The organism is Desulfoprunum sp., from assembly GCF_053613775.1.
This window is the reverse complement of record NZ_JBSHXH010000002.1, coordinates 140269-165075: the sequence shown is the minus strand read 5'-3', so window position 1 is coordinate 165075 and position 24807 is coordinate 140269. Positions and strand designations below refer to the sequence as shown.

The 24807-nt window shown below is 59.7% G+C and carries 20 protein-coding genes and 1 pseudogene; 4 read left to right on the top strand and 17 right to left on the bottom strand.

All coding sequences use genetic code 11. From position 1 onward, the window contains the following. Positions 1 to 19: 19 nt before the first annotated feature. Positions 20 to 1612: a citramalate synthase gene (gene cimA / locus ACWGKN_RS02440; RefSeq protein ID WP_452094604.1), complete on the top strand. Its 1593-nt coding sequence runs from the start codon at positions 20 to 22 to the stop codon at positions 1610 to 1612. 77 nt (positions 1613 to 1689) lie between these two features. Here cimA and ACWGKN_RS02435 read toward each other — a convergent pair whose 3' ends face one another. From ACWGKN_RS02435 to ACWGKN_RS02415, 5 genes are all read right to left on the bottom strand, one after another. Continuing rightward, positions 1690 to 2649: a response regulator gene (locus ACWGKN_RS02435; protein WP_452094603.1), complete on the bottom strand. Its 960-nt coding sequence runs from the start codon at positions 2647 to 2649 to the stop codon at positions 1690 to 1692. After that, the gene (locus tag ACWGKN_RS02430) at positions 2624 to 4072 is read right to left on the bottom strand and encodes a histidine kinase dimerization/phospho-acceptor domain-containing protein (protein ID WP_424254268.1); all 1449 of its coding nucleotides are present in this window, start codon (positions 4070 to 4072) and stop codon (positions 2624 to 2626) included. The genes ACWGKN_RS02435 and ACWGKN_RS02430 overlap by 26 nt, the downstream gene beginning before the upstream one ends. Next, positions 3979 to 5130, bottom strand: a complete 1152-nt coding sequence (locus tag ACWGKN_RS02425; RefSeq protein ID WP_052159759.1) for a hypothetical protein — start codon at positions 5128 to 5130, stop codon at positions 3979 to 3981. Before ACWGKN_RS02425 ends, ACWGKN_RS02430 begins: the two co-directional genes overlap by 94 nt. Positions 5131 to 5437: 307 nt before the next feature. Continuing rightward, positions 5438 to 6469 (bottom strand): FAD:protein FMN transferase, encoded by a 1032-nt coding sequence (locus ACWGKN_RS02420; RefSeq protein WP_052159760.1) that lies wholly within the window; start codon positions 6467 to 6469, stop codon positions 5438 to 5440. Positions 6470 to 6512: 43 nt separating this feature from the next. Further along, entirely contained in the window at positions 6513 to 6845 is a 333-nt protein-coding gene (locus tag ACWGKN_RS02415) for a hypothetical protein (protein WP_035227766.1), read from the bottom strand. A gap of 314 nt (positions 6846 to 7159) precedes the next feature. Between ACWGKN_RS02415 and ACWGKN_RS02410 the strand changes: the two genes are divergently transcribed. Next, on the top strand, positions 7160 to 8137 hold the full coding sequence (locus tag ACWGKN_RS02410; protein WP_035227768.1) for a malate dehydrogenase: 978 nt from the start codon (positions 7160 to 7162) through the stop codon (positions 8135 to 8137). Between the two features lie 108 nt (positions 8138 to 8245). Here ACWGKN_RS02410 and ACWGKN_RS02405 read toward each other — a convergent pair whose 3' ends face one another. Then, entirely contained in the window at positions 8246 to 10027 is a 1782-nt protein-coding gene (locus ACWGKN_RS02405) for an aldehyde ferredoxin oxidoreductase N-terminal domain-containing protein (RefSeq protein WP_035227770.1), read from the bottom strand. Continuing rightward, the gene (locus ACWGKN_RS02400; RefSeq protein ID WP_035227774.1) at positions 10024 to 10446 is read right to left on the bottom strand and encodes a 4Fe-4S binding protein; all 423 of its coding nucleotides are present in this window, start codon (positions 10444 to 10446) and stop codon (positions 10024 to 10026) included. Before ACWGKN_RS02400 ends, ACWGKN_RS02405 begins: the two co-directional genes overlap by 4 nt. Positions 10447 to 10717: 271 nt before the next feature. On the opposite strand from ACWGKN_RS02400, the gene ACWGKN_RS02395 reads away from it, so the two are divergent. After that, the gene (locus ACWGKN_RS02395) at positions 10718 to 12673 is read left to right on the top strand and encodes a lytic transglycosylase domain-containing protein (protein ID WP_424254274.1); all 1956 of its coding nucleotides are present in this window, start codon (positions 10718 to 10720) and stop codon (positions 12671 to 12673) included. A gap of 40 nt (positions 12674 to 12713) precedes the next feature. Here the strand turns inward: ACWGKN_RS02395 and ACWGKN_RS02390 are convergent, their stop codons facing one another. The 4 genes and pseudogenes from ACWGKN_RS02390 to ACWGKN_RS02375 form a co-directional block, all read right to left on the bottom strand. Beyond that, positions 12714 to 14210, bottom strand: a complete 1497-nt coding sequence (locus ACWGKN_RS02390; RefSeq protein ID WP_035227781.1) for an ABC transporter ATP-binding protein — start codon at positions 14208 to 14210, stop codon at positions 12714 to 12716. Then, positions 14207 to 14701: a xanthine phosphoribosyltransferase gene (gene gpt, locus ACWGKN_RS02385; protein ID WP_035227784.1), complete on the bottom strand. Its 495-nt coding sequence runs from the start codon at positions 14699 to 14701 to the stop codon at positions 14207 to 14209. The genes ACWGKN_RS02390 and gpt overlap by 4 nt, the downstream gene beginning before the upstream one ends. Before the next feature lie 78 nt (positions 14702 to 14779). After that, positions 14780 to 15481: pseudogene (locus ACWGKN_RS02380) on the bottom strand (IS630 family transposase); the annotation flags it as partial. 184 nt (positions 15482 to 15665) lie between these two features. Beyond that, complete coding sequence (locus tag ACWGKN_RS02375; RefSeq protein ID WP_052159763.1) at positions 15666 to 15989, bottom strand: group II intron maturase-specific domain-containing protein; 324 nt, start codon at positions 15987 to 15989, stop codon at positions 15666 to 15668. 36 nt (positions 15990 to 16025) lie between these two features. Here ACWGKN_RS02375 and tnpC point away from each other — a divergent pair, with 36 nt between their 5' ends. Continuing rightward, a complete protein-coding gene (tnpC, locus tag ACWGKN_RS02370; RefSeq protein ID WP_452094602.1) occupies positions 16026 to 16883 on the top strand; it encodes an IS66 family transposase in 858 nt (285 codons plus the stop codon). Positions 16884 to 16896: 13 nt separating this feature from the next. On the opposite strand, the gene ACWGKN_RS02365 is transcribed toward tnpC, so the two are convergent. From ACWGKN_RS02365 to ACWGKN_RS02340, 6 genes are read right to left on the bottom strand one after another with little or no spacing between them, the layout of a single operon-like run. After that, on the bottom strand, positions 16897 to 18066 hold the full coding sequence (locus tag ACWGKN_RS02365) for an ABC transporter permease (RefSeq protein ID WP_035227793.1): 1170 nt from the start codon (positions 18064 to 18066) through the stop codon (positions 16897 to 16899). Beyond that, entirely contained in the window at positions 18063 to 19217 is a 1155-nt protein-coding gene (locus tag ACWGKN_RS02360; protein ID WP_035227796.1) for an ABC transporter permease, read from the bottom strand. Before ACWGKN_RS02360 ends, ACWGKN_RS02365 begins: the two co-directional genes overlap by 4 nt. Further along, the gene (locus ACWGKN_RS02355; RefSeq protein WP_424252627.1) at positions 19214 to 21187 is read right to left on the bottom strand and encodes an ATP-binding cassette domain-containing protein; all 1974 of its coding nucleotides are present in this window, start codon (positions 21185 to 21187) and stop codon (positions 19214 to 19216) included. The genes ACWGKN_RS02360 and ACWGKN_RS02355 overlap by 4 nt, the downstream gene beginning before the upstream one ends. Then, positions 21166 to 22275, bottom strand: coding sequence for an HlyD family secretion protein (locus ACWGKN_RS02350; protein ID WP_424252626.1), 1110 nt, complete (start codon positions 22273 to 22275; stop codon positions 21166 to 21168). The genes ACWGKN_RS02355 and ACWGKN_RS02350 overlap by 22 nt, the downstream gene beginning before the upstream one ends. Before the next feature lie 20 nt (positions 22276 to 22295). Next, positions 22296 to 23981: an ABC1 kinase family protein gene (locus ACWGKN_RS02345; RefSeq protein ID WP_452094614.1), complete on the bottom strand. Its 1686-nt coding sequence runs from the start codon at positions 23979 to 23981 to the stop codon at positions 22296 to 22298. A gap of 8 nt (positions 23982 to 23989) precedes the next feature. Continuing rightward, positions 23990 to 24661 carry a DUF6781 family protein gene (locus ACWGKN_RS02340; RefSeq protein WP_424252625.1) on the bottom strand — a complete coding sequence of 224 codons (672 nt, stop codon included), beginning with the start codon at positions 24659 to 24661 and terminating at the stop codon, positions 23990 to 23992. Between the last annotated feature and the right edge of the window lie 146 nt (positions 24662 to 24807).

Sequence of the window (24807 nt, the reverse complement as noted above, 5' to 3'; positions counted from 1 at the left end):
ACCGAACAACGAGGAAGCCATGGGCAGAACGATAGAAATCTACGACACAACGCTGCGGGACGGCACCCAGGCCGAAAATTTCAACATCTCGGTCGAGGACAAGATCCGGATCGCCCAGGCCCTCGACCGCCTGGGCATCGATTTCATCGAGGGGGGATGGCCGGGGGCAAATCCCGTCTCGGTCGATTATTTCCAGAAGATCAAAGGGGTAAGCCTGAAGCACGCCAAGGTCGCAGCCTTTGGTTCGACCCGCCATTTCCGCCACAAGGCCGACAAGGACCCCAATCTCCTCGCCCTGCTCGACGCCCGCACCCCGGTGATCACGATCTTCGGCAAGAGCTGGGATGTCCACGTCCGCGATGCGCTCCATATCGGCCTCGAGGACAACCTCCAGATCATCGAAGACTCGCTGGCATTCCTCCGCCCCAGGGTCGAGCACCTGTTCTACGATGCCGAGCACTTCTTCGACGGCTTCAAAGACAATCCCGACTACGCCCTGGCGACCCTCGGCAAGGCGATCGACGGCGGTGCCGAAACCATCATCCTCTGCGACACCAACGGCGGCACCCTGCCGCAGGAGCTGCCGCCGATCATCGACCGGGTCAAACAGCATCTCGACGGCTGCAGCCGCAAGGTCAGGCTCGGCATCCACTCCCACAACGATTCGGAAACCGCCGTCGCCAACTCCCTGCTCGCCGTATCCCTGGGCATCGATCAGATCCAGGGCACGATCAACGGCTTCGGCGAGCGCTGCGGCAACGCCAATCTGACCTCGATCATCCCCGCCATCGTCTTCAAGATGGGCCTGGCCTGCGAGGTGCGCAAACACATCGACCGGCTCTACACCACCTCGCGCCTGGTCAACGAACTGGCCAACCTGCCGAACAACCGCTACCAGCCCTACGTCGGCGAATCGGCCTTTGCCCACAAGGGCGGCATCCATGTCAGCGCCGTCAAGCGCAACCCGCTGACCTATGAGCACATCGAACCCGACAAGGTCGGCAATATCCGCCGCATCCTGATCTCCGACCAGGCGGGCAGCGCCAACGTCCTCCACAAGGCCAAAAAGTGGGGGCTGAAGCTGAGCCCCGCCGACCCGCTTCTGGCTACCATCACCAGCGAACTGAAGGAACTGGAGAACCAGGGCTACCAGTACGAGGGCGCCGAGGCCAGCTTCGAACTGCTGATGCGGCGGGCCCTCGGCCTGCAGCGCAACTACTTCAAGTTCGAGAGCTGGCGGGTGATCATCCACAAGGTCGACGTGGAGCGGGCGCCAATCACCGAGGCCACCATCCGGCTGTTCGTCGGCGGCGACGAGGTCCATACCGCCTCGATGGGCGACGGCCCGGTCAACGCCCTCGACTGTGCGATGCGCAAGGCCCTGACCCGGTTCTACCCCTGCCTCGAGGAAATGGTGCTGACCGACTACAAGGTCCGGGTCCTGTCCGGGGAACACGGTACCGAGGCCAAGGTCCGGGTCCTGATCGAAAGCCGGGACCATACCTGCAGCTGGAGCACCGTTGGGGTCTCGGTCAATATCCTCGAGGCGAGCTGGCAGGCCCTGGTGGACAGCATCAATTACAAACTGATGAAGGAAGACAACAGGAAGTAGCGTCATGGACGCGGGAACAACGGATCGGCGATCCTTCCTGCCGACGGGTCAGGAAGAAATCAGGCAGCAGGCCCGGTTCAGGTATCTATCAGGTCACTGAGATCGCGACGCAAACGTTCCAGTCCCAGCATGCTCGCCTTGCCGTTGCCGTCGCGGCAGCACTGTTCGATTTTCCTCGCCTGTCCGGCGAGTTCACCCAATCCGAGATTGAGCAACGAGCCTTTCATCGAGTGCGCGGCATTTCCCGCCGACTTCAGGTCTGCCGCCGCCAGGGCATCTGCTCCCCTGGCCAGATCCTGACACAGGGTCGTCGCGGAGGTGGTCAGCAGGGCCTCCGCCTTGTCCTCATCAAGGCTGTACGTCCGCATCACATGGCTGACGACCTCCTGTCGCAACCCTTTTCTCCCCTCGTCGCAGCCGACCGGCCCCTTCCCCTCGACACAGACTCCGTTTCCTTCACCGTCGACTGCCCCGGCAAGGGCAGCGGCCACCTGCTCCGGGTTGAAGGGTTTGGTCAGGTAGTCGTCCATACCGGCATCGAGACATCTTTCCCGGTCGCCACTCATGGCATGGGCCGTCAGGGCGATGATCTGCACATGGCCGCCGGCAAGCCGGTGCCGCAGCCGTTGGAGCAGATCGGCAGACAGGCCGGTCGGGACGTCGCCACCGCCTTCGACCATCCGGATCAGCCGGGTGGCGGCACAGCCGTCCATCCCCGGCATCTGGACATCCATCAGCACGACATCGACATCCTGGTCCGCCAGCGCGTGGAGGGCCCGCATGCCATCGGTCGCGATCAGAACCTCGTGCCCCATGTTGCCAAGGACCATCCGCCCCAGACCCCGATTGGTCTCGTTATCCTCCACCAGCAGGATCCGCAGCGATCGCGAAGCCCCCCCGGCGGGCAAGGTTTGCCTGCTGCCTGACGAAGGATTTTTCGTGTCGATTGGTGCAAACAGGAGCGAGAAGCGAAAGGTGCTGCCCTTCCCGGGATCGCTTTCCACCGAGATGTCACCGTCCATCAGCTGGCAGAGCATGCGGCCGATCGACAGTCCGAGCCCGGTATCCCTGATAACGGCGGCCGATGGTGTTGTCCCCCTGGGTGAAACTGTCGAAGATCATTCCCTGGAGTTGTCGATCGATACCGATCCCGGTATCCCTGATGACGAAGCGGATCTCAATCTTCCCGCTCTTTTTCCCGCCGCAGGTCACAGCCACCCTGATCCGGCCCTTCTCGGTGAACTTGATGGCATTGCCGAGCAGATTGATCAGAATCTGCCGCAGCCGTGACGCATCGCCCCGCACCAGATGCGGAACATCCTGGGCGATCTCGACCTCCATCGCCAGGTGCTTTTCCTTCGCCAGGCCCCGCATCACCTCGACCGTGGAGCGAACCAGTTCCCACAGATGAAAGGGCTGCTGATCCAGGGTCAGCTGGCCGGCCTCGATCTTCGAAAAATCGAGGATATCGTTGATGACGGAGAGGAGCGAGTCCGCCGAGACGCTGACCGACTGCAGGAGGCGACGCTGCTGTTCATTTTCGCACGAATCGAGTGCCAGCCGGCTCATGCCGATAATGGCGTTCATCGATGTCCTGATTTCATGCGACATGTTGGCGAGGAAGGCGCTTTTCGACCGGTCCGAACCTTCCGCCCGGTCGCGGGCCTCCCGGATCTCCTGCATCCCGGTGTCGATCGTGTCGGCCATCTCATTCAAGGCACAGGTCAGCTCTCCCATCTCGTCACGGCTGCCAACCGCCAGCCTGGTCTGCAGATACCCTTCCTGGAACCGCCGGATTCCCCGGATCATGTCCTTGATCCTGCCGGTGAGGGTCGATGCCATCCACACGGCGATGCACAGCACGACCAGAATCATCACGAAGGTGGAGAGGGTCAGATTCCGGGTAGTGGCGGTGACCAGCCGGCCCATTTGGGCATGGGTCTCATCATGGTCGCGATCCAGCCGGTCGACATACTCCTCGGCCAGCGCTTCGATCTGTTTTGCCGTTGCCGTGGCCGAGCCGTGGAATTCATCGACATTGGCGCCGATCGTGACATAGCCGAAGCCCCGCCGGCTCTTGCCGTACATCCCGGTATAGTAGGGGATGGCGGCGGCGGTGTTCAGTTTCCACAGTCTGCTCCAGAAGATGACGAAGGATCCGGAACCGCCGTACTGGGTGAGATTGTGCCAACCGACGCACTGCGGTGCGAAATTGAGAAAACGGCAGTCGAGACCAAGCATGCCGGCGGCGGTCAGCTCCTTCGCCGGCTTTTTCTTCTGCGACTGGTCGAGGAACCGGGGGGCGACGGTTTCGAATTCCCGGTAGGAGCCCCCCTTGTCCCGCCACATCGCGTACAGCTCTTCACTCAGCCAGGGAACGGCCGGATCGCCGGTCGCCGGGTCGTAGCCGGTGATAAAGTAATCCCGGGGATGGGAGATGTGCGACTCTGGTGATCCCACATGAAGGCGTAGTTGCCGGTGCCGGCGTCCGAGATCGGCGAATACCGCTCCTCGGTCGGAACGAGATGGTCGGTGAACTCCATCACGTGGGTATGATCGAGGGCCAGGGTCAGGTAGCCGATCTTCCCGCCATCTCTGAAGACCGGCGTGGCCCAGCGGATGATCCCCTCGAATCGCTTCCCGACCGGGTTTTCCTTGCCGGCGTATCCGGCCTGTTCCGGCTCGAAGGGAATGCCCCTGGCCTCGGCGCTCTTCTTCGTGTAGGGCCCGTCCAGCGGCGAGGGAATATAGGGCCCGATCACCTCGGAGACATAGATCTCGCCCTGCCGGAGCCGCTCCAGTTCCGAAAAGTACTTCTCGGCCCGGCACCAGGTGTTTTCCCTCCGCGAGACATCGCTTAAAGTCTTCGGCAGGAGGTCGGTGGCCGAGACCTTGACCCTTTCCTGCCCTTTCAGGTCGACAAAGGTCATCTCATGGTAGAGCGGGCGGATATCCACCCTGCCCTGCCGCTCCGGCCGCCGGTAGTGAAAATCTTTGCTGTTGTCGGGATTGTCGGAGGCGACCTCGGGGGTATTGTCGGGGGCCTCGTCCGGCGGCTCCCAGGCATCGCCCTTGTCGTTGAGGTGCCACGGCGGATGGAGGATGACCTTGCCGCTCCGGCCGGCAAGAAAAGTGGCAAAGGACTCCGCATCGATCGGCAGTCGGGCCGCCAGGAGGGTGTCCCGGTCCCGTTCATGGAGAAAGGCGGCGACCGCCCGTGCCGTATCCGTCGTCAGCCGCTCGATGTTTTCCCTGGATTTGATATCGAGGGCCGCGATCGAGCTCTCCGCCGCCATACCGCCGACGGTGCCGATAATGCCGCGGGTCGCCCCGACCATCTCCTCGTATTTCTGCTGAACGGTGCCGCCCAGATCCCTGATCTGACCGACGGCGAACAAGGCGAGAACCACGAGCGGAATGACCTTGATGAGGACAAAGATGACGATCAGCTTGCCACGGATGCCCAGGCGAATGCGTTGCTGCCCGATTCCTGCTGCTTGTCGTCGCTCTTCAGCCATCTTGCAGACCTTGACCCATCGATGCTCGCATGACCATGGAATGAGATTCGCACTGCCTGGACAACCCTCTCCGGCTCCGGTTGTCTCCAGGCGCTTACGGCACCGTATCGGGTGACGACCGGAGGAGAGCCTTTCCTGCGTTACATATCAACTTCCCGCCGGGAATTCTGCCGATTTCTGCATGACCGGCCTTGTTCCCGGATTCTGATCGGCAACCTCGAAAACGGGGAGATGGGGAAGCAACGCCGTGCCGGTTCAACATGCCCGACTGGACAACACCTGTGCCGGCGCAGGGTCGCAGTGTCCTTCAGGGGGCGGCGACGACGAGTTTCACCTTGTCTCTGATCCCCTTGGTCATCAGCACCGCACCATCCTTGTCGACGATCACCCCATCCATGCCGAGCCGTTCGAGGGCAGCGATGCCCTTCTGCGGCCCCAGGATGAAAATGCCGGTGGCGAAGGCATCGGTTGCGGCCGCCGACGGGGCGACGACCGTGACGCTGCGGCAGAGGTCCTGCGGAAATCCGGTCTTCGGGTTGAGGAGATGGTGATAGCGGACGCCGTCGGCAAAAAAGTAGCGCTGATAATCTCCCGAGGTCGAGATCGCCCCGCCGTCTAGATGCAGTGTCGCCAGCAGCGCGGTGTCATCGTCGGCCGATCGTGGGTGCTGGATGCCGATGTTCCAGGGTCGGCCGTCCGGCTGGCGGCCGAAGAGCCGGATGTCGCCGGCGACGGCGACGATCCCGTCCCTGATACCGTATTCCTCCAGGACGGCGGCGGCCCGGTCGGCCGCGTAGCCCTTGATGATCCCTCCCAGATCGATCTGCACGCCCTTTTTGTCGAGATAGACGGTGGAGGCCCCGACGTTGATGACGATATGCCGAAAGCCGATCAGCCCCCTGACCGCATCGATCGATTCCCGGGAGGGGACCTTCTTCTCCTTGAAATCCCAGAGCCGGACCAGGGGACCGACCGTCACGTCGAACCCGCCCTCGGTCTCTTCGGCGGCATCGACCGCCTTCTGGATGACACCAAGGGTTTCGGTCGAGACCTTGACCGGGGCGACCCCGGCGTTCCTGTTGATCCGGCTCAGTTCGCTGTCCGGTGCATAGAAGTTGAGCAGCCGGCCGACCCTCTCGAGTTCGTCGTAGGCGGCATCCATCGCCTCCCTGGCCTTGGTCTCCGAAGGCGAAACCACCGTGATCGTGACCAGGGTGTAGAGGGATGTCCGGCTCTCCCGGAACAGGCGCTTCCGCTGCCCGACAAAAAAGAAGAGGGCAATCAGCAGGAGGCCGACGACAACGACGGTCAGAGTCCGGAGGAGGGTAGTGCGCGGCATTGGTGCAATCGGTGCCATAGCCAACCGGCGGCGGGGCCCGCCGCTAAGGTTTCTCAAAGAAGATATAGGAAGTCGAATAGTCGCTGAACTCGAAATAGACCTTCTTTTCGTCAGGGTCCACCATGCCGTTGAGATTGGCATCCAGGATGCCATATCCGAAACGGTACGGCCTCTCAGCCTTGCCGTCGGTGGCTGTCGCCGTCGACAGCTTGTCGATCTTCAGGAATCGCTTGACCAGCTTGTCGCCGGCATAGACCTCCAGTACTCCGTTCGTGCCGGTCCAGTTCTGGACGGCCCTGCCGAACCTGTTCTGGGTTTCCTGGGTGCAGGAGGCACAGCCCAGGATCACCACGGCGATGATACAGAAATATTTCATTGCACTCCTAACTCGTGTTCGTTCATTCATCACGACACTGGTCCATTCATCCCGGGGTTGCCAGCATCCACTTCACCTGCGACATCCTATCCCACAACCAGCAACACAACAAGCAGTTTCATGCCGCCGGTCAGCCTGGACGACCGGGATAACCACTGTTCGTCTTCTTGCCTCTTTATTCATTTTCATCTCTGTGGTATCTTACCGCCATTGCCCGCGAACAGAGATATCTCCATTCACAGGAATCCGGGATATGGACGGGCAACCGGTGTAACATCATTATTCAACCATTCCTAAATCACATGGAGGACTCGATGAAATCCCCAGTACGCGTGGCCATAACCGGCGCCGCCGGCCAGATCAGCTATTCCCTCATCTTCCGCATCGCCGCCGGCGATATGCTCGGCCCCGACCAGCCGGTCATCCTGCAACTCCTTGAGATCACCCCGGCCATGGGCGCCCTGAATGGGGTCGTGATGGAACTCAACGACTGCGCCTTTCCGCTGGTCGCCGGCATTGTCGCCACCGACGATGCGAATGTCGCCTTCAAGGACGCCGACTTCGCCATCCTGGTCGGGGCCCGTCCCCGTGGTCCGGGCATGGAACGGTCCGACCTGCTCCAGGCCAATGCGGCGATCTTCTCGGTCCAGGGCAAGGCCCTCAACGCCCATGCCAGCCGCAATGTCAAGGTCCTCATCGTCGGCAATCCGGCCAATACCAATGCCCTGATTACCCTGAAGAACGCGCCGGATCTCAATCCCCGCAACATCACCTCGATGATGCGCCTCGACCACAACCGTTCGCTGTCGCAGATCGCCGAAAAGGTCGGCAGCCACTGCACCAAGGTCGAGAAGATGGTCGTCTGGGGCAACCATTCGGCCACCCAGTTCCCGGACATCAGCTATGCCACCGTCGATGGCAAGCCGGTTGTCGGCCAGGTGGACAACGACTGGTACGTCAAAACCTTCATTCCCGTCGTCCAGCAGCGCGGCGCCGCCATCATCAAGGCCCGCGGCGCCTCCAGCGCCGCCTCGGCCGCCTCCTCCGCCATCGACCACATGCGCAGCTGGGCCATGGGCAGCAACGGCCAGTGGGTCAGCATGGGCGTGTACAGTGCCGGCAATTCCTACGGCATCGACGAGGACATCATGTATGCCTTCCCCATCACCTGCGACAACGGGGAGTGGAAAGAGGTCAAGGGGCTTGCCGTCAGCGAGTTCAGCCGCAGCATGATGACCGCCACCGAGAAGGAACTGGTCTCGGAGCGCGACGCCATCGCCCATCTGCTGTAAAAATCCTGTCGCAACCGGTATCGGCGGGAACCGCGTGTTTCCCGCCGACCAGTCGCCACCGCCCGTGGGGAACGGCAGCCGGCCCCTCCCCGCTGCATCCGCTGTCCTCTAATTTCCTTCTTTCCCGAGTGGTGCGTCCGATCCGGACCTGTCCGCCGCCAGCCGCAGGATCCGCCGGCCGTATTCCTGTTTCAGGGCATCGAGATACTCCCTGCTGACCGGTCCTTTCCAGGTCCTGACATCATAGAACCGTTTCGGGATGGTCAGGGCATCGGGATCGAAACCGGTGGCGATGCGGGTCTGCCAGCGCAGACGGCGGACATGTTCTGCAACCTCGGGGACCGACCCGGCCAGGGTATCGAGGCCGACAGCGGCGAGGCACTCCGCCAGACGGGTGTCGGTATAGACCGAACGGGCAAAGAGGCACGCAACCATCGAGGTGAGGATAACCCGCCCAGGCTCGTCGGCGATCAGAAAATCGACAGCCTGCCCCACATCACGACCGGCATTTTTCTGCTCGCGGCTGTAGGCCCCGGTATCGAGATGCGAGTGGCGGAAGCCGAGGGTCTGGGCGGCAAAGAACAGCTCGCCGGTGGCATAGCCGGCCATCTCCTGGCCAAGCACGCAGGCGAATTCGCCGCCACCGTATGCCGCGGCCGCCCGCAGGGTTCCCATCCCGAGGAGACGGTAGAAATCATTGATCCCCCGACCGAGGAATTCGGCGGCCTGCTGGTAGGCAGCGGCATCGCCGAAACGCAGCGGCACGACGGTCTGTTCCCTGGAGATCAGCCCCCGCTGGGTCGCCTCGGTGGCCCAGGCCAGCGCCACGCCGCCGGACATCGCGTCGATGCCGACCTTTTCCATGGTCTCGAGGATCCGCAGGACAGCAAAGGGGTCGGTGACCCCGAGCATCGTCCCGGCGGCAAAGATCGGCTCGTAATCGTAGGCCACCTGGTGGTAGCTGTAGCGGTTGTCGCCGGTGATTTTCTCGCGGATATAGCCGATATGGATACAACCGACCGGACAGCCCGAGCAGGCGCCGTTACGCAGGAGGGTCGCATCGGCGAAGGCCTGGCCGGTCATCCCGGCAATCGCCGGGTCGCTGGTCCGCTGCAGATTGCACCACGGCAGCGACTGAAGGTCGTTGAGCCCCTGCAGGTTGCCCGCCGTGCCGAGACTGTAATACTTCCGCATCATGTCGGTGGCGGTGACCTGGCGGTAGACCTCCCGGAACAGCCTGGCATAGGCGCTGCCGGCCGGCCCGGCGAAATCGCCGTCGCCCTGGACGACGATGCCCTTGAGGTTCTTCACCCCCATCACCGCTCCACCGCCCATCCTGCCGAAATGGCGATAGGAATCGACATTGATGCAGGCCATCGCCGAGCCGATCTCACCGGCCGGACCGATTCGGAGGATCGAACGATGGCCGGAGCCCTTGGCAAACATCCGCCGCAGCAGTTTTCCGGCGGCATCGGCATCCATGCTCCGCATGAACCCGACATCTTTGACCTCCAGATGCCGGTCGCCCACAACCAGACACGACAGCCTCCCGGCCCGGCCGGTGATGACAAGGGCATCGAGATCGGCGAAGCGCAGGGCATGGGCCAACCGACCACCGGCATGGCTTTCGGTATACTGGTGATGGTACGCCGACCTGAAGGCGCAGACGGTCTTGCTCATCAGCGGGAAATAGCCCGTCAGCGGTCCGATGGCAAAGATCAGCGGTTGTTCCGCGGCATCCCAGGGCAGGTCATTTTTGCCGTAGCGCCCATCGAGCAGGGCCGCCAGGCCGCTGCCGCCGGCCACCAGGTTGCGGCCATCGAGCAGCTCGATACGCCCTTTCCCTGTGCCCAGATCGACGCACAGAACCCTGAATGCTTCCCGGATCATCGGGGCGCCTCCAGGCCGCCGGCCATCTCCGCCAGTTCCAGGCAGCCCTGGGGGCAGAACTCGACACAGCGGCCGCAATGGATGCAGACGAAGACCTCGCCCAGCCGATTGACGGAGACCGCGTCCACCGGGCACGCCTCAACGCATTGGCCGCACCGGATACAGAGCTTCTTTCGCTCCACCACCCCGCCTCCCGGACGCTGGCTGAAGGCCCCGGTCGGGCAGGCGGTCACGCAAGGGGCGGGATCGCAGGCCAGGCAGTGCACCGCCATGAAACCGGTCGACAGGCCGCCGGCGGAATGAATCCGTATCCCCGCGCAACTCCACGAGATGCGCTGATGGATCAGCCTGGCGCAAGCCAGCGCGCAGGAATGGCAACCGATACACCGGTCGATGCGAGGGGCCGTAAGCTGTTTCATGACAGGTACCGGTGGCGAAGCGTTCGCCGCCGCTCATCCCTCTCCATGTTCCGAACGTAAAAAATGTTGCAAAACCCTGCCAACTCGTCATTCAGCATAGCAAAGCTGGTCAATAAAGCAAGAATGGCGCCCGCGAATCGCCCACTGAACCGTGCCCCGCCGCTAAACGTCTTGTCATTCCGATGTATTTCGATAAATCCATTTGACATCGGGATGGTCTTTCTTTATCACTTCGAGAACAGATACCCCATCATCCCGAGGAGAGCCGCCCGTGCCCCGTCATACCCGGAATCTGCCCGTAGTCCTGCTGTTCGCCCTCCTGCTGATCCTGTTCGCCGGTAATCGCCCCGTCGCCGCCGAAATCGTCAGGCTCCCGGTCACCATCGATTATCCCCTGCTGCAGAATCTCATGATCAGCAAGGCCTTCAGAGGACGGGACGAATCGGTGGTGCTGGTCAACGAAGGCAGCGGCTGTCTCTATCTTGCCCTCTCCCATCCCAGAATCATGGAGGAGAAGGGCTTTGTCCGGCTTGAAATCGGAATAACCGCCCATGCCGGCACCCCGCTCGGCAGCGAATGCCTGATGCCGCTGGCGTGGAGAGGCTTCCTCGTCCTCTACCAGCAGCCGGTCATCAACAGCCAGACCTGGCAGCTTTCCTTCCGTACTTCCCGTTCCCGCCTCTTTGACGCCGGCCACCAACCGGTCAATCTTAACGGCATCCTCTGGCAGCTGATCGAGTCCCGGGTCTTCGAGTACCTCAATTCGATCACCATCGACCTGGCGCCGCCGGTCAACAACCTCAAGGAATTTCTCTTCCCCATGTTTCCGCAGCATATGCAGCAGCAGACGCAGGCGATGCTCGACAGCCTGCGTGCCGGCGAACCGCTGATCACCCCGGAGGCCATCAAGCTGGATATCCTGGCCGATGTCAAGGAAACCTACAAACCCGAAGACGCCCGGATCACCGAGCCCCTGAGCGGCAAGGAACTGGAGGAAGTCGTCGCGGTCTGGGAAAACTGGGATGCCCTGCTCAGTTTCATGGTAGCAACCACGGCCAAGGATGTCCTCAGCCCGGAGGAACGCCAGACCTTGATGGACGTCCTGCTCGAAACCAGGTACACCTTCCTTGACAGCCTCGGCAACCAGTCAATGACCCATGATTTTGTCCGGGTCCAGTTCGCCAATTCCTGGAAACAGCTGGCTCCGATCTTCCGGAATCATATTACCGCCGATGCCTCACCCCAGAAAATCGGCTATTTTTCCTTTTTCACCGCTGCCGACGCCCTGACCGTCCTCGACGGCCTCGGACCGACCTTCGGCATCGAGGTCAGCCGCAACGGCTTGATCCGGCTGGCCCGGATGCTCGGCAGCGATCCGGCGATCCTCCACTACGGTTCCGGTGTCAACCCCAACCTCCAGCGTCTGTTCGAGATCGCTCCCGAACCGGTGCAGGCACCGGCTGCACCGGAGGAAGAACCACCGCCGGAAGGGGAAATTCTTGAACAGGACCTCCCCCCCTCGCCACCACCGGAATCGACGCCGGAATCGACGCCGGCACCGACCTTGGAACCGACTTCGGAACCGACCTCGCGTCTACTCGACTTCCTCTGCGCGCCGCTCCATGCGGCCGAGGGCCGAAACCTCGAGGAAATCCGTAAATGGATGGTCGCAGGAGACAATGTCGACAGCTATGTGCGGAAGGTCGTGAACCTGCTCAAGGCCCAGGCCCAGACCACAGCCAGGGAGAAAAACATCCCGCCCGCCTTCCGCTCGACCTACCGGCTGATGGTGCCGGCGATGGCGTGGCAGGAAAGCTGCTTCCGTCAATTTGTGATGCGCAACAACCAGTTGACCTACCTGTTGTCCTACAACAACAGTTCGGTCGGTCTGATGCAGGTCAACACCCGGGTCTGGCGCGGGGTGTACGACCTCGAACGCCTCCGGTGGGATATCCGCTACAATGCCGCCGCCGGTTGCGAGATCGCCACCCTGTACCTCAAGGATTACGCCCTGCGGGACCGGAAGGGGCAGAAGAAACCGGACAACGAGACCATCGCCCGCCTCGTCTACGCCATGTACAACGGCGGACCGGGGCAGTACCGGAAGTACCTCGAGCGGGAGCGGAGCGGCAAGCTCTATAAAAGCGACAGGCTGTTTCAGGAAAAGTTCGAATGGGTCACGACCGCCGACTGGGGCAAGATCAGCAGGTGCCTGGTCGGCGGCTGAGGCATCCGGGCGGGACACCCCGACCCCGGCGGCGACGGTCTCAGTCGGTGATCTCGAGACCTGCCATCATCTGGGGAATACGGGCGACATTTTGCCGATCGTCGATGGGAAAGGTGGCAACAATCCGGCCCTCGAACATCACCGCGATCCGGTCCGACAAGGCCAGGGCCTCGGACAGATCACCGGTCACCAGCAGGATGCCGGCCTGCTCCCGGGCCTCGAGCAGCAGTTTCCAGACGTCCTCGGTGGCGGCGATGTCCAGGCCCTGGGTCGGTTGTTCAGCCACGATCAGCCGCGGTTTACGGTAGAATTCGCGGGCCAGCACCATCTTCTGCAGGTTGCCGCCGGACAGCTGCCAGGCAAGCGACCGCAGATTCGGCGGGCGGATATCGAACTCGTGAACCAGCCGCTCCGCCTTGGCCTCGGCCTGCCGGCGCCTAAGCCAGGGCCCGCGGACGAAACCGCCCCGCGTCGTCAGCAGAAAGTTATCGACCAGATCGAGATCCCGGCAGGTGGCGAGTCCCTGCCGGTCCTCCGGAATATAGCTCAAGGCGAGGTCCCATTTCTGGTCGGCGAAAAATTTCCGCCAGTCCATGCCGAGCAGGCGGATACTGCCCGCCGGCGGCCGAGACAGGCCGCAGATCATCTCCACCAGCGGCCTCTGGCCGTTGCCCGCCACCCCGACGATGCCGAGGATCTCGCCCTGCCGCACCTCCATGTCGATCGCCTGGAGGCCGCCGCCCGAGACCTTTTCCACCTTGAGCACGATCTGACGCGGTTCGAGGGCCTGCCGGTCGACCTGCAGCAGGACCTCGCGGCCCACCATGCGCTCGGCCAGTTCGGCGGTCGAGGCGACCGCCGCCGCCGCGACCCGGTCAACGACCTCGCCCCGCCGGAGGATGACGATATGGTCGGCAATCGCCATGACCTCCTCGAGCTTGTGGCTGATGAAGACGATGGCCTTGCCCTGCCCGACCATCAGCTTCATCGTCGCGAACAGGTTGTCGGCCTCGCTCGGGGTCGGGACGGCGGTCGGTTCGTCGAAGATCAGCACCCGGCTGTGACGGTGCAGCAGCTTGAGGATCTCGACCTGCTGCTTCTCACCCATCGACAGGTCGGCGATTCTGGCCCTCGGGTCGATCTTCATGCCATAGAGAGCGCCCAGCGCCCGTACCTCGTCGTTGATCTTCGACCAGTTCAGCCACATCCCGCCGGCATGGCCCAGCTGGATATTCTCGGCGACGGTCATCGCCTCCACCAGCTTGAAGTGCTGATAGACCATGCCGATCCCGGCGGCGATGGCCTTGTCGGTCGAGGACAGCTCGATCGGAATCCCGGCGTGAAAAATGGTGCCGGCATCCGGCTGCAGCTGCCCGGCCAGGATCGACATCAGGGTCGACTTGCCGGCTCCATTCTCGCCAAGCAGGGCGAGGATCTTGCCCTCCTCGATCTCGAGACTGATATCGTGATTGGCGCGGACCTCGCCGAAGGACTTGGAGACCCCCTGCAGGCGGATGAGCGGCACCGTCTCGATCATCCGGCCGTCCTGTCCCTGCCGGCCAGCGGGGTGACGAACCGGGATTCCGAATCCCAGGGGAAGAGGATCCAGGTATCCTGGCTGACCTCGGTGATATAGGTGTCGACCTGGGGCCGACCGGCGGGCTTGGCATAGACCGTGGCGAAGTGGGCCTTCGGCACCATCTGCTTGACGATCGCGGCGGTGCGGCCGGTGTCGACGAGATCGTCGATCAAAAGCCAGCCCTCGCCGTCGCCGTCGAATTTCTTCAGCACGTCGGCCTCGCCCTTCTTGTCCTTCCAGTCATAGCTCGATACGCAGATGGTGTCGACCAGGTGGATGTCGATCTCCCGGGCGATGATCGCCGCCGGCACCAAACCGCCGCGGGTGATGGCGATGATCCCCTTGAAATAGTCGTGATGCAGCAGGCGCCAGGCCAGCGCCTTCGAATCGCGGTGCAGTTGATCCCAGGATATCGGATAGGTCTTGCGGTAGGTGCTGTTGCTCTCCATGGTGTTTCCTCTGTTGATGTGTTACGGGTCGCCGGCTGCCGGGGCTCCGGCCCCCGACGGCCTCGTCCTAGTGTCATGTCACATATCTAATGTTGGATAAAGTCGGTTCAGTTTGATCCGGGCATCTTCAGCAGTGAACTGCCAGTTAACCCCACCATTCATCCCATTTCTTGCTGACTCCCATGCCTTGACCTCATTGCGCATAACTTCAATCTTGGCAATCCGGCGGTTCAGGCATTGCCCGATCAGAACGTTCAACTCGATTTCGGCCATGTTCAACCAACTTCCATGCTTCGGTGTGTAAACAAACTCGAAACGATCCCAAAGGGCCTTAGCCTTTTCCGGCGCGAACGCCTCGTATAGCGAACCGGGCGCATGGGTATTCAGGTTGTCCATTACCAGGGTGATTTTTTCGGCGTCTTCGTAACGGGAAGCGATTTTCTCGACGAAAAACGCCCAGTCCACCTTGGTTTTTCGGTCGGTTACCTCAACCATCCGTATTCCAGCCAGTGGTTCATTTGCCATGAAAATGTTGCATGTGCCGCACCGTTTGTATTCATAGTCATCCCGAGCCGGCTGGCCCGGCATGGCAGGAACCGGAGTCTTTACTTCATCAATCAATTGGCGGGGCGACTCGTCCATGCATACCACCGGGAACCGCGCATCATAAGGTCGTTTATAGACATCCAGCACCTGCTCCATCTGAGCTACGAAGTTGCCGTTGTGGTCTGGGGGGATTACCCAGCCGACTTTCCTCCAAGGCTTGATTTCGTTTTTTTGGTCGAGTAGGCCGGTTTCTTTGAGGTAGATAAGAGAAGTGCTACCATTGGACTTTCCTCCCTAACGCCTTGCCGCACGCGGCTACTACGTGCCATCAGGGCACCACTCCCACTTCCCCATCGGTCCCAGCCCCTCACAGAACCGTGCTTGCGCTATTTACGCACACGGCTCCTCAACAGTACATTCACGTCGTTTTGAACAGATTCACCGTTATCCGCGGCTGCGGCAGCGGAAACCTCTTCAGGAGTTTTCTGAATTTCTCCCAGTTCAGGCTTCCTCTTCTACCCCGTCGATCCAACCATTTGAAGAGCATTATTCGGACTTCGTAAGCGAATCGTCCGATGCCCTTGGCGTTGTCCGACACCCCGTAGTAGGCAAAATGTCCCCGTAGCTTCGCGGCAACCTTGGCCAGTAGTTCCGGGACGGGCAAAATGCGGTTTAGTTTCAGCCACTCCTTGAAAACGCGTAGCTTTGCCTGGAACTTCTTCCGCGCCGTGATCCGCTTCATCCGGAAGAGCTTGCCGGATGTCGACAGGCCGCAATAGTGTGTAAACCCCAGGAAATCAAAGGTCTGGGGCTTCTCGCCCCTCGCCTTCGCCCGTGCCAGAGCTTTTGGGCCAAACTCCAGGGACTCTGTCGATGCCCGAGGCGGCATCTTCCCTCAGCCTCCCAAAGCACCCGCTATTGGCTGCATAACACCTCGACCGACAGCTACAGCTATTTTTACCCGCATCAGAAACGCGGTGGAGAGGCCCTTGACGAAATCGGAATCCTCTCCGGCTCCCAGGGCATCCTCTGCCATGACCACTGGAAACCCTACTTCAACTATGGTACCGCCCACGCCTTGTGCAACGCCCATCATCTCCGGGAACTGGAAAGAGCTGCGGAGCAGGATGGACAGAAATGGGCCAAACAGATGAGCGAGCTCCTTTTAGAAATCAACCGGGCGGTGGATGAAGCCGGTGGCTCGCTCGACCCGCCTGGCGCCGAGCTGTTTCGGCAGCGATACCGGGAAGTGTTGACCGAAGCCGAAATCGAGTGCCCTGAGCCGAAGAAAAAGGCATACCACCTGAAACCGGGAAGAATTGCCAGATCAAAAGCGCGAAATCTCCTGGAGAGGCTCAAAAAATTTGAGGATGCCGTGCTCCGCTTCATGGTCGAACCACTCGTGCCCTTTTCCAACAACCAGGCGGAAAATGATCTTCGCATGATCAAGGTCCAGCAAAAGGTGTCGGGCTGTTTCCGTTCGATGGACGGTGCCAAGGTATTCTGTCGCATCCGCAGTTACTTGACAACATGCAGAAAACAGAGCCTTACTGCGACGGAAGCATTGCGACTGCTGTTCGAGGGTAAATGGCCGTCTTTCATGATTGCCTCGGATGTCCTTTCAGATGCTGAATAGTTACATTCCGCTTTCATTCAAACTGCCGCCGAAATCGCCATACTCCGAATCCAAAGATCAGGCCCCCAATCAAGGCCAAACCCAACAGCGAGTCCCACAAGATATCGAGGCCAGCGCCCTTGAGCAGTATCGCGTAGGCCATTTCGATAAAGTAATAGAGCGGCGAAATATACATGGCCTGACGCAGCCCCATGGGCATGGCCTCCGGTGGAGTCCAGGCGCCGGAAAGAAAGATCATCGGCATCAACACGAGAATTGCGAGCAGGGCCGCCTGGGCGAGATTGCGACTCAGAGTGGCGATATAGAGGCCTAGCCCCGCTGTTGTAAAAATATAGAGTGTGGTCACTGCAAAGAAAAGCACGAGGCTGCCCTTCATCGGCACGGCGAATATCCCATGCAGCACCAAGAACAGGCTCACTGCCGTACCTAGTAGGATCACCAGGGTCATGGCAATAACCTTGGACAGCAAAATCTGGATCGGAGTCAAGGGAGATACCATCAACTGCTCAATGGTGCCGCGCTCTTTTTCACGCACTGCAGCGGCGGCCGGCAGCATGATGCCCATGATGGTGATTACGACAAGGAGTTCGGAAATGGGCATAAACCAGGCGTCCTTCTGGTTCGGATTGTACCAGACGCGGTACTCGTTGCGTACCGTGGGCACGTTCTCCAGTGCCTGCTCATTCACGCCCAAGCGTGCCAGTGCCTGATCGTAACTATATTGACCGATGATCTGCGTGGTGTAACTGGAGGCGAGAAAGCCCAGCACGGTATTGCTGGCATCCACCTGAACCTGCACGTCAACCGATTTCCCTTTTGTAATGTCATGTGCAAAATCGGACGGGATGTTGAGTACGACCAGCGCCCTCCCCTGATCCAGCAGACGCTGCCCGGCATAATTGTCCAATACCTCGCCGCCCAGTTTAAAATAAGGAGGGCGAAAGCGATAAATAAGCTCACGCGATGCAGCACTATGGTCAGCGTCATGCACAGTTACGATCGCTTTGTTTAACTGCATGGTGACATTACCCGCCATATAGGTGTCGAAGACAAACAGATAGACGATGGCAAAAAGCAGCAGTATATCACGCCCGAACTGGATCAGCTCCTTGGTCGTCATTGCCATGAGGCGTGAAAACCAGAAGCTGAGACGCGCACATAGAATACTCCAATCATTATTCATGATTTCGGTCTCTTATGAAACATGAGGAAGCTCGTCATCCACAACACGAAGGCGTAGATCAGGAGTGCCAGCACCTTATCCCACAACTGCTCCAAACCAACGCCCTTAAGAAAACTGCCGAGAATGATATCGGTGTAATACATGGCAGGAAACATATGTGCCTCGAACTGTCCTCCCGGATCCATCGAGGCGATCGGTACCAAAAGCCCCGAGTAAAGAACTGAAGGGACAATGGTGACGACAACGGTCATTATCATCGCCGCCACCTGAGTGCGCACTAAAAGCGACACCAAGAGCCCGATGCCTGTGGTGCAGATCACAAAGATTACCGAGGCGAGAAAAAAGAACAACGGGTCACCCTTGAAGGGGGCACCGAAGAGCCGGGCAACCATCAGCCACAGGATCAAGATATTGAGGATGGATATACCTACATAGGGAGTGAGCTTACCGATGAGAAACTCGCTGCGCGTTACGGTCGAGGCGTAGATGTTGTAGATGGAGCCGTTTTCCTTTTCGCGCACCACGCCCAGAGCCGTCAAAAACGGGGGTGTGATCATCAGCACCAGCATCATCAGCACGGTCGCGATGGACCAGACACTTTTGACTTCCTGGTTGTACATGTAACGCAGTTCGGCCTTTACGGGTTGTGCCATTTCCCGTGCCGTTTCCAGCGGTACCCCCAACCGCTGCGAAATGTAATCCCCCAGTAATTCGCTATTAAAGGCCGCATTGATGGCAATGACATAACCCTTGCTGCTGGAAGTGCGAAAAGTGAAGGTGCCGTCGATGAGGGTCTGTATGGCTACCGAGCGGCCAGCCGTCAAATTTTCCTCGAACCGTGGCGGGATAACAATGGCCAGCCGGATCCGGCTGTCGGCAAGCATGGGTCCGATCTCACGTTCGCTGGCCAGATCGCCCAGATAGTCGAAGTAGCGCGAGTCGATATAGCGGTGGAGGTAATCGCGACTCAGGGCACTCTTGTCGTGGTCAACCACCGCGAAGGGGATGTGCTCCACATCAAGGTTGATGCCATAGCCGAAAACGAATAAGAGCGAGACCGGCACCACGAAGGCCAGGGACAGGAAGAGGCGATCACGCACGATCTCGCGCCATTCCTTGTAAACGACGGCGAGAATGCGGCGGCTGTTCATGGGGGGGCCTCCTGCCGTTCCTGTTGCAAAATTCGATGGACAAATACGTCCTCCAGACTCGGCGCGCGCGGTGTGATGTCCAGCAGAAGAATATTACGTTCACTGAGGCATGCGCCGATGCGTGATGTGGCTTCGTCCACATCCTTGATCAACAAATGGATGCGCCTGCCGAACAGAGCGGCATCGACAAAGCCTGCCTGCTCCAGCGCCTCCAATGCCGACAACACAGGCTCGGCGGCAAGGTCAAGCACCTGCCCGGCTTCTTGTTCCAGCGCGGTCTTCAGGGCGGCAGGGGTATCGTCGGCAATGACTTTCCCGGCATGCATCAACGCCAGATGATCGCAATGCTCGGCCTCACTCATGTAATGGGTGGTGAGCAGGATGGCCACGTGCTCAACCCGTGCCAAATGCACCAGAATTTTCCAGAAGCGACGTCGGCCGATGGGATCCACTCCGGAAGTCGGCTCATCGAGGAACAGCACCAGCGGACCATGCACCAGAGCGCAGGCAAGCGCCAGGCGCTGGCGGATGCCCATCGGCAATTTGCCGACCAGTTGGTTATAGACCGAGCCGAGTCCCGCAAGTTGAACCACACGATCGATCCTCTCGGAGATCTGCCTGCCCGGCACGCCATAGATACGTGCAAACAGGCGCAGATTCTCCTGTACCTTCATATCCTGATATAGGGAAAACGCCTGCGACACGTAGCCGATCCGTTCCTTGACGGACTGGCTTGCACGGCGCATATCTGCACCAGCCACGGTACCTGCACCGCCGGTAGGAGGCCGGATGCCGGTGAGCATCTTGATCACCGTAGTCTTGCCGGCGCCGTTGGCGCCAAGGAGACCGAAAATCTCGCCCTGCCGCACTTCAAAGCTGACCCGGTCCACGGCGCGAAAATGGTCGAAATCACAAGTCAGTTCCCGTGCCACGATGGCGATGCCATCTCCCAGGGGCGGCTCGCCATCGCGCCAAACCTTTCCAACTGAAGAATCCTCTTCTTTCCTGGCCAGATGGCGCCGCTGTAATAGGGCAATGAAGGCGTCTTCAAAGCTGGGCTCTTCCACCTGGATTTGCTCGATTTCCATCCCAATCAGCAACTCCTGGATTTGCGCACTGGCCGCTTGGGGCGTAACATCAGGCACGAACACCTTGATTTTCGAACCTACCGCTTCGACTTGTGTGAAACGTTTTTCCAGGCGCACCAAGGCCTCGACCTGAGCTGCGATGGTCAGCTCAACCAAGGTCCCCGGCACATCGTGCAGGATCACCTCCGGTGCGCCTTTGGCCACCACCAGGCCACCGAACATCAGAGACAGGCGCTGAAAACGTTCTGCTTCATCCATGTAGGCGGTGGAAACCAGGGCAGTCACACTCCGCTCACGCAGGAGTTGAGTGAGGATGGTCCAGAAATCCCGCCGTGATACCGGGTCAACGCCGGTGGTTGGTTCGTCGAGGATAATCAGATCCGGTTCGTGGATTAAGGTGCAGACCAGACCGAGTTTCTGCTTCATACCGCCGGAAAGCTGCTTCATGGGACGATCCAGGAACCTGTCCAGTCTCGTCATGGCCAGCAATTTGCGCTTGCGTTCGGCAAGCAATACGGGCGTCACCTCTCGCAACTCGGCAAAGAAATCAATGTTTTCCTCTACCGACAATTCGGGGTAGAGATTGAGACCTAGCCCCTGCGGCATGAAGCCGAGACGGCCCTTGACCTTCTCTGCCGCAGCCTCGGAGTCGATGGTTTGACCGAAAACCTCGACGCTGCCGCCTTCGAAGGAAAGTACGCCGGCGATGGCCTTCATAAGGCTGCTTTTACCCGCGCCGTCGGGGCCGATCAGGCCGTAGATCTCGCCGCGCCGAATATCGAGGCTGACGCCATCAGCAGCCGTGAGTTTGCTATAGCGTTTGACGAACTCACGCACCCGCACCACAGGGGGATCGTCGTCTACCAACGCGGTTTGGTCCACGGCGTCTCCTCCATCCAGCGGATTACGGCATCAGCGGGTAAACCCGGCGTCAGACGATGCTCCGGATTTGCATCCAGGTAGAGTTTGACCGCGTAGACCAGTTTGACCCGTTCATCAGGGGTCTGGACCTCTTTTGGTGTAAATTCGGCCGCAGAGGCGATATACCGTAGGCTGGCTGAAAAAGGATTATCAGGAAAGGCATCGGTATAGATCCGGGCAGGCAGCCCCAGGCGCAGTTTGCCGATCTGATTTTCAGGGACATAACATTTGAGGTAGAGCCGGTCTAGATCGACGATATCGAACATGGGGCTACCGGCAACGATAACCTCGCCGATATCCACTATCCGGGTGGTGATCATCCCTGTTGCCGGTGCATAGATGGTAAGATCGTCCAGTACGCTTTGCGCCGCGTCCAGAGCAGCCTTAGCCTGTTCCAACTGCGCCTCCATTGCGGTTATCTGGCTTTCCTTGGACTTGATCTGGTCCCAACCCAATTCAGCCTCGGCCAACTGCTTCTGTGCCTGGGTTAATGCCGCCTGGGCCACAACCTGCTCCTCTTTAACGACCCTGAGAGCAAGATCTGCAAGTTCACTTGCTTGACTGGAAACGGCATGTGTCTCGGCCAAGGTTCTATTGCGCCGAGCATCCCGGTCAGCCTGCTCCAATTTCACCGTTGTCGCCAACAAAACAGCTTTTGCATGATCCACCGCAGCCATAGCGCTGGCTATCTCGAGTGGGACCGTTTTCATCAACGTGTTCAAGTCGATTCGTGTTGCCTCGAGTTGTGCTTTTGAATAATTCACTGCCCAGTGCTTCTGTTGGACATTAGCCTTTACTTGAATATCGTCGAGTTTGAGCAGAACCTGGTCTTTTTTTACAGGATCACCTTCACGGGCCCATAATTGAACAATACGGCCAGCCACCTTGCTAGCAACGATGTAATGGTCGCCTTCGATGCGGCCATTTGCCAGGATCAGTCCATCGGGCAAGGGTTTCTGTCGTCCCCATATCCACCAGGCAAACACTGCCGATCCAACCAGCACGATCACCAAAAGAATGCCAGTTGTCCTTTGCGATTGTATTTTCAAAAATTAGCCCTCCGGTTTTATCATTCGATATTTTTTCCACTGCGTCGGATAGAAATGAGCAGCCAGACGCCGGTCACCGCCGCGCCGAGGAACCCCAGCAGGCCGATTAGGGGCAAACCAAAAAGTACGGGGCCGCGGTCGACGGTCATGACGATGGATGAACCGATGATCAGGGCGGCGATGACGACCCCCATGGTCAGGCGACTGGTGGCGCGGTCCAACTGGTTGCCGAAATACTTTAGGTGCGTTACGTCCACATGCACCTGGAGTCTGCCGCTTCGGGCTGAGCGCAGGAGATGGTGTAGGTCTTTTGGCAATTCGGTGAGGATGTCGAGACCGCCGACAACCGCCCGCCAACCCCGTTTGATAAGGGCATCAGGAGCATAACGGGCCCGGAGTGCTTGATGCAGAAAGGGAGAGAACTCGGTCACCATGTCAAACTCCGGATCGAGCTGCCGCCCCATCCCTTCCAGAGTGATCAACGATTTAATCAGCAGTGTCAAATCCGGCGGCAAGGCGAGATGATAGTCTCGGAGCAGGGTGGTCAGATCGGACAGTATGGTGCTGATGTTAAGTTCCTTTAGGGGCACGCCGTGGTAATGATCCACGAGGCCATCAATTTCCAGCTTCAGACTGTTCTGATCGATGTTGGCATCCCCGGCCCAATCGAACAGCACCTCGACAACCCTATCGGAATCCCTTTCCACCAGACCATGGAGCAGATCCACGACCTGGCCGCGGCGCTCGCTGGAAAGGTGACCGACCATACCGAAATCGATGATGGCGATGCGGTTTTCCGGCAGGTAAAAAATATTGCCCTGATGCGGGTCGGCGTGGAAAAACCCATCCTCAAGGATCATCTTTAATACGGCACTGGCACCGCGCCGGGCCAGAAGCTTCAGGTCCAGTCCGGCTCGCTCCGCACCTTCCAGGTCGTGGCCGGAGATACCGTTAACCGCTTCCTGGACGTTCACCCGCTCGCCGGTCCATGTCCAATATACCTTGGGGATAACGATATCGGAGCGAGCGCTGAAATTACGGGCAATCCGCTCCGAGTTACGGCATTCCGCGGCCAGATCCAGTTCACGGCGCAAGGATAGAGTGAACTGGCGCACCACCTCGCGCGGCCTGTATTTGGACATCTCCGGAGACTCCGCTTCGACGATTTTCGCCAGGTGCTGCAGGAGTCGCAGGTCGGCTTCGACGATCGGCCGGATGCCGGGGCGCCGCACCTTGACGATGACCTCGTCTCCATTATGCAGCCGGGCGCTATGGACCTGGGCGATGGAAGCCGCAGCCAGTGGTTCGGGAACCAGTTTGGCGAACACCTCTTCCGGAGCGGCACCCAGATCCTCCTGCAACTGCTGCCTTATCTCGGAAAAAGGTACTGACAGCGCCCGATCTTGCAGCTTCTCGAATTCAGTAATCCACTCCGGGGAAAACAGATCCATACGGGTGGCGAGGATCTGACCCAGTTTGATAAAGGTCGGTCCCATCTCCTCCAACGCCCGCCGTACTCGCGCAGGAGGCTCAAGCTGCGCCAATTCAACGGTCTCCTGCCAATGCAGCACATAGCCGACGCGCTCCAGAACATTGGCCATCCCCAACCGGCGCACCATATCGCTGAATCCATATCGGATCAGGATCGAGGCGATATTGTGGAGCCTCCCCAGATCACGGGCGGAGATCAAGGTTTCCCAAAAAATGGATCCCATTACTGTTCTTTCTTATTACTGCCGGTTTTCTTCAAAGTCTCGGCAATCCCATCGAGAAATCCGGCGGCAACCAGAGATATGGTTGTTCCAACCTGTCGGGCCGTATCGACCCCACTGCTCACGTCTTCGCGCGCTATTTTTCCCAGGCGTCCGATCAGCGTCTCCGCAGCAGCTTTCGCCGCCGCACCCACTGAGGTGCCGGTAATGCAGGCATGCTGAGCCAGGTCACCCAGCACGTCCTTTACCGTGTCATCCGAGTCCCGTGCGATATTTCTGACGGTATCCAGGAACATGTTTTCCAGTACGCTCAGATCATCCAGCCCACGCTTGAGATCCTGGGAGCCGAACTCCTTGATGTGACCGGCCGCCTCCTCAATAGCCAACCTGGAAGCCTCCGCCGACTTCGCCAGGGCTTCGTCCACACCCGCCATTGCCTCCCGCAATGTCTGCGCAGCACGGCTGGCGTCCATTTCCTGTACGCCAAGGCTTGCGCCCCGCAACACCGAATGGACAACATCCTGCATTTTTTGCATATCAAGATGGCCCGCGCTCAGCGCCTCCAAGGTGATACCCCGGACTGTTTCGTGGATGTTCTCCCCGCCTTCCACTGCGGCACGGGTTTCATCTTCTGCTTTTCGGTTTTGATTTTCCTGGGTTGTCTGATCGCTCATTGCCTTCTCCTCTGTGGATGTTGTTGTCGTAAAAGGACCGGACGGTATCACTCAATCCCTATCAACTCTTATAGCCATTCTCGATAATCTCCTCGATGCGACCGAAATCCAGGAAGCGGATTTGCTCCAGCGACGGCTGAATGAAG

What these genes read in the sequence shown, in the direction of transcription:
- ACWGKN_RS02340 (WP_424252625.1), bottom strand. Translation starts at nt 24,661, where the DNA reads ATGAGCGATCAGACAACCCAGGAAAATCAAAACCGAAAAGCAGAAGAT.
- ACWGKN_RS02420 (WP_052159760.1), bottom strand. Translation starts at nt 6,469, where the DNA reads ATGCCGCGCACTACCCTCCTCCGGACTCTGACCGTCGTTGTCGTCGGC.
- ACWGKN_RS02360 (WP_035227796.1), bottom strand. Translation starts at nt 19,217, where the DNA reads ATGAACAGCCGCCGCATTCTCGCCGTCGTTTACAAGGAATGGCGCGAG.
- ACWGKN_RS02415 (WP_035227766.1), bottom strand. Translation starts at nt 6,845, where the DNA reads ATGAAATATTTCTGTATCATCGCCGTGGTGATCCTGGGCTGTGCCTCC.
- ACWGKN_RS02390 (WP_035227781.1), bottom strand. Translation starts at nt 14,210, where the DNA reads ATGATCGAGACGGTGCCGCTCATCCGCCTGCAGGGGGTCTCCAAGTCC.
- cimA (WP_452094604.1), top strand. Translation starts at nt 20, where the DNA reads ATGGGCAGAACGATAGAAATCTACGACACAACGCTGCGGGACGGCACC.
- ACWGKN_RS02400 (WP_035227774.1), bottom strand. Translation starts at nt 10,446, where the DNA reads ATGAAACAGCTTACGGCCCCTCGCATCGACCGGTGTATCGGTTGCCAT.
- ACWGKN_RS02405 (WP_035227770.1), bottom strand. Translation starts at nt 10,027, where the DNA reads ATGATCCGGGAAGCATTCAGGGTTCTGTGCGTCGATCTGGGCACAGGG.
- ACWGKN_RS02435 (WP_452094603.1), bottom strand. Translation starts at nt 2,649, where the DNA reads ATGCTCTGCCAGCTGATGGACGGTGACATCTCGGTGGAAAGCGATCCC.
- ACWGKN_RS02410 (WP_035227768.1), top strand. Translation starts at nt 7,160, where the DNA reads ATGAAATCCCCAGTACGCGTGGCCATAACCGGCGCCGCCGGCCAGATC.
- gpt (WP_035227784.1), bottom strand. Translation starts at nt 14,701, where the DNA reads ATGGAGAGCAACAGCACCTACCGCAAGACCTATCCGATATCCTGGGAT.
- ACWGKN_RS02365 (WP_035227793.1), bottom strand. Translation starts at nt 18,066, where the DNA reads ATGAATAATGATTGGAGTATTCTATGTGCGCGTCTCAGCTTCTGGTTT.
- ACWGKN_RS02425 (WP_052159759.1), bottom strand. Translation starts at nt 5,130, where the DNA reads ATGGCTGAAGAGCGACGACAAGCAGCAGGAATCGGGCAGCAACGCATT.
- ACWGKN_RS02375 (WP_052159763.1), bottom strand. Translation starts at nt 15,989, where the DNA reads ATGAAGCGGATCACGGCGCGGAAGAAGTTCCAGGCAAAGCTACGCGTT.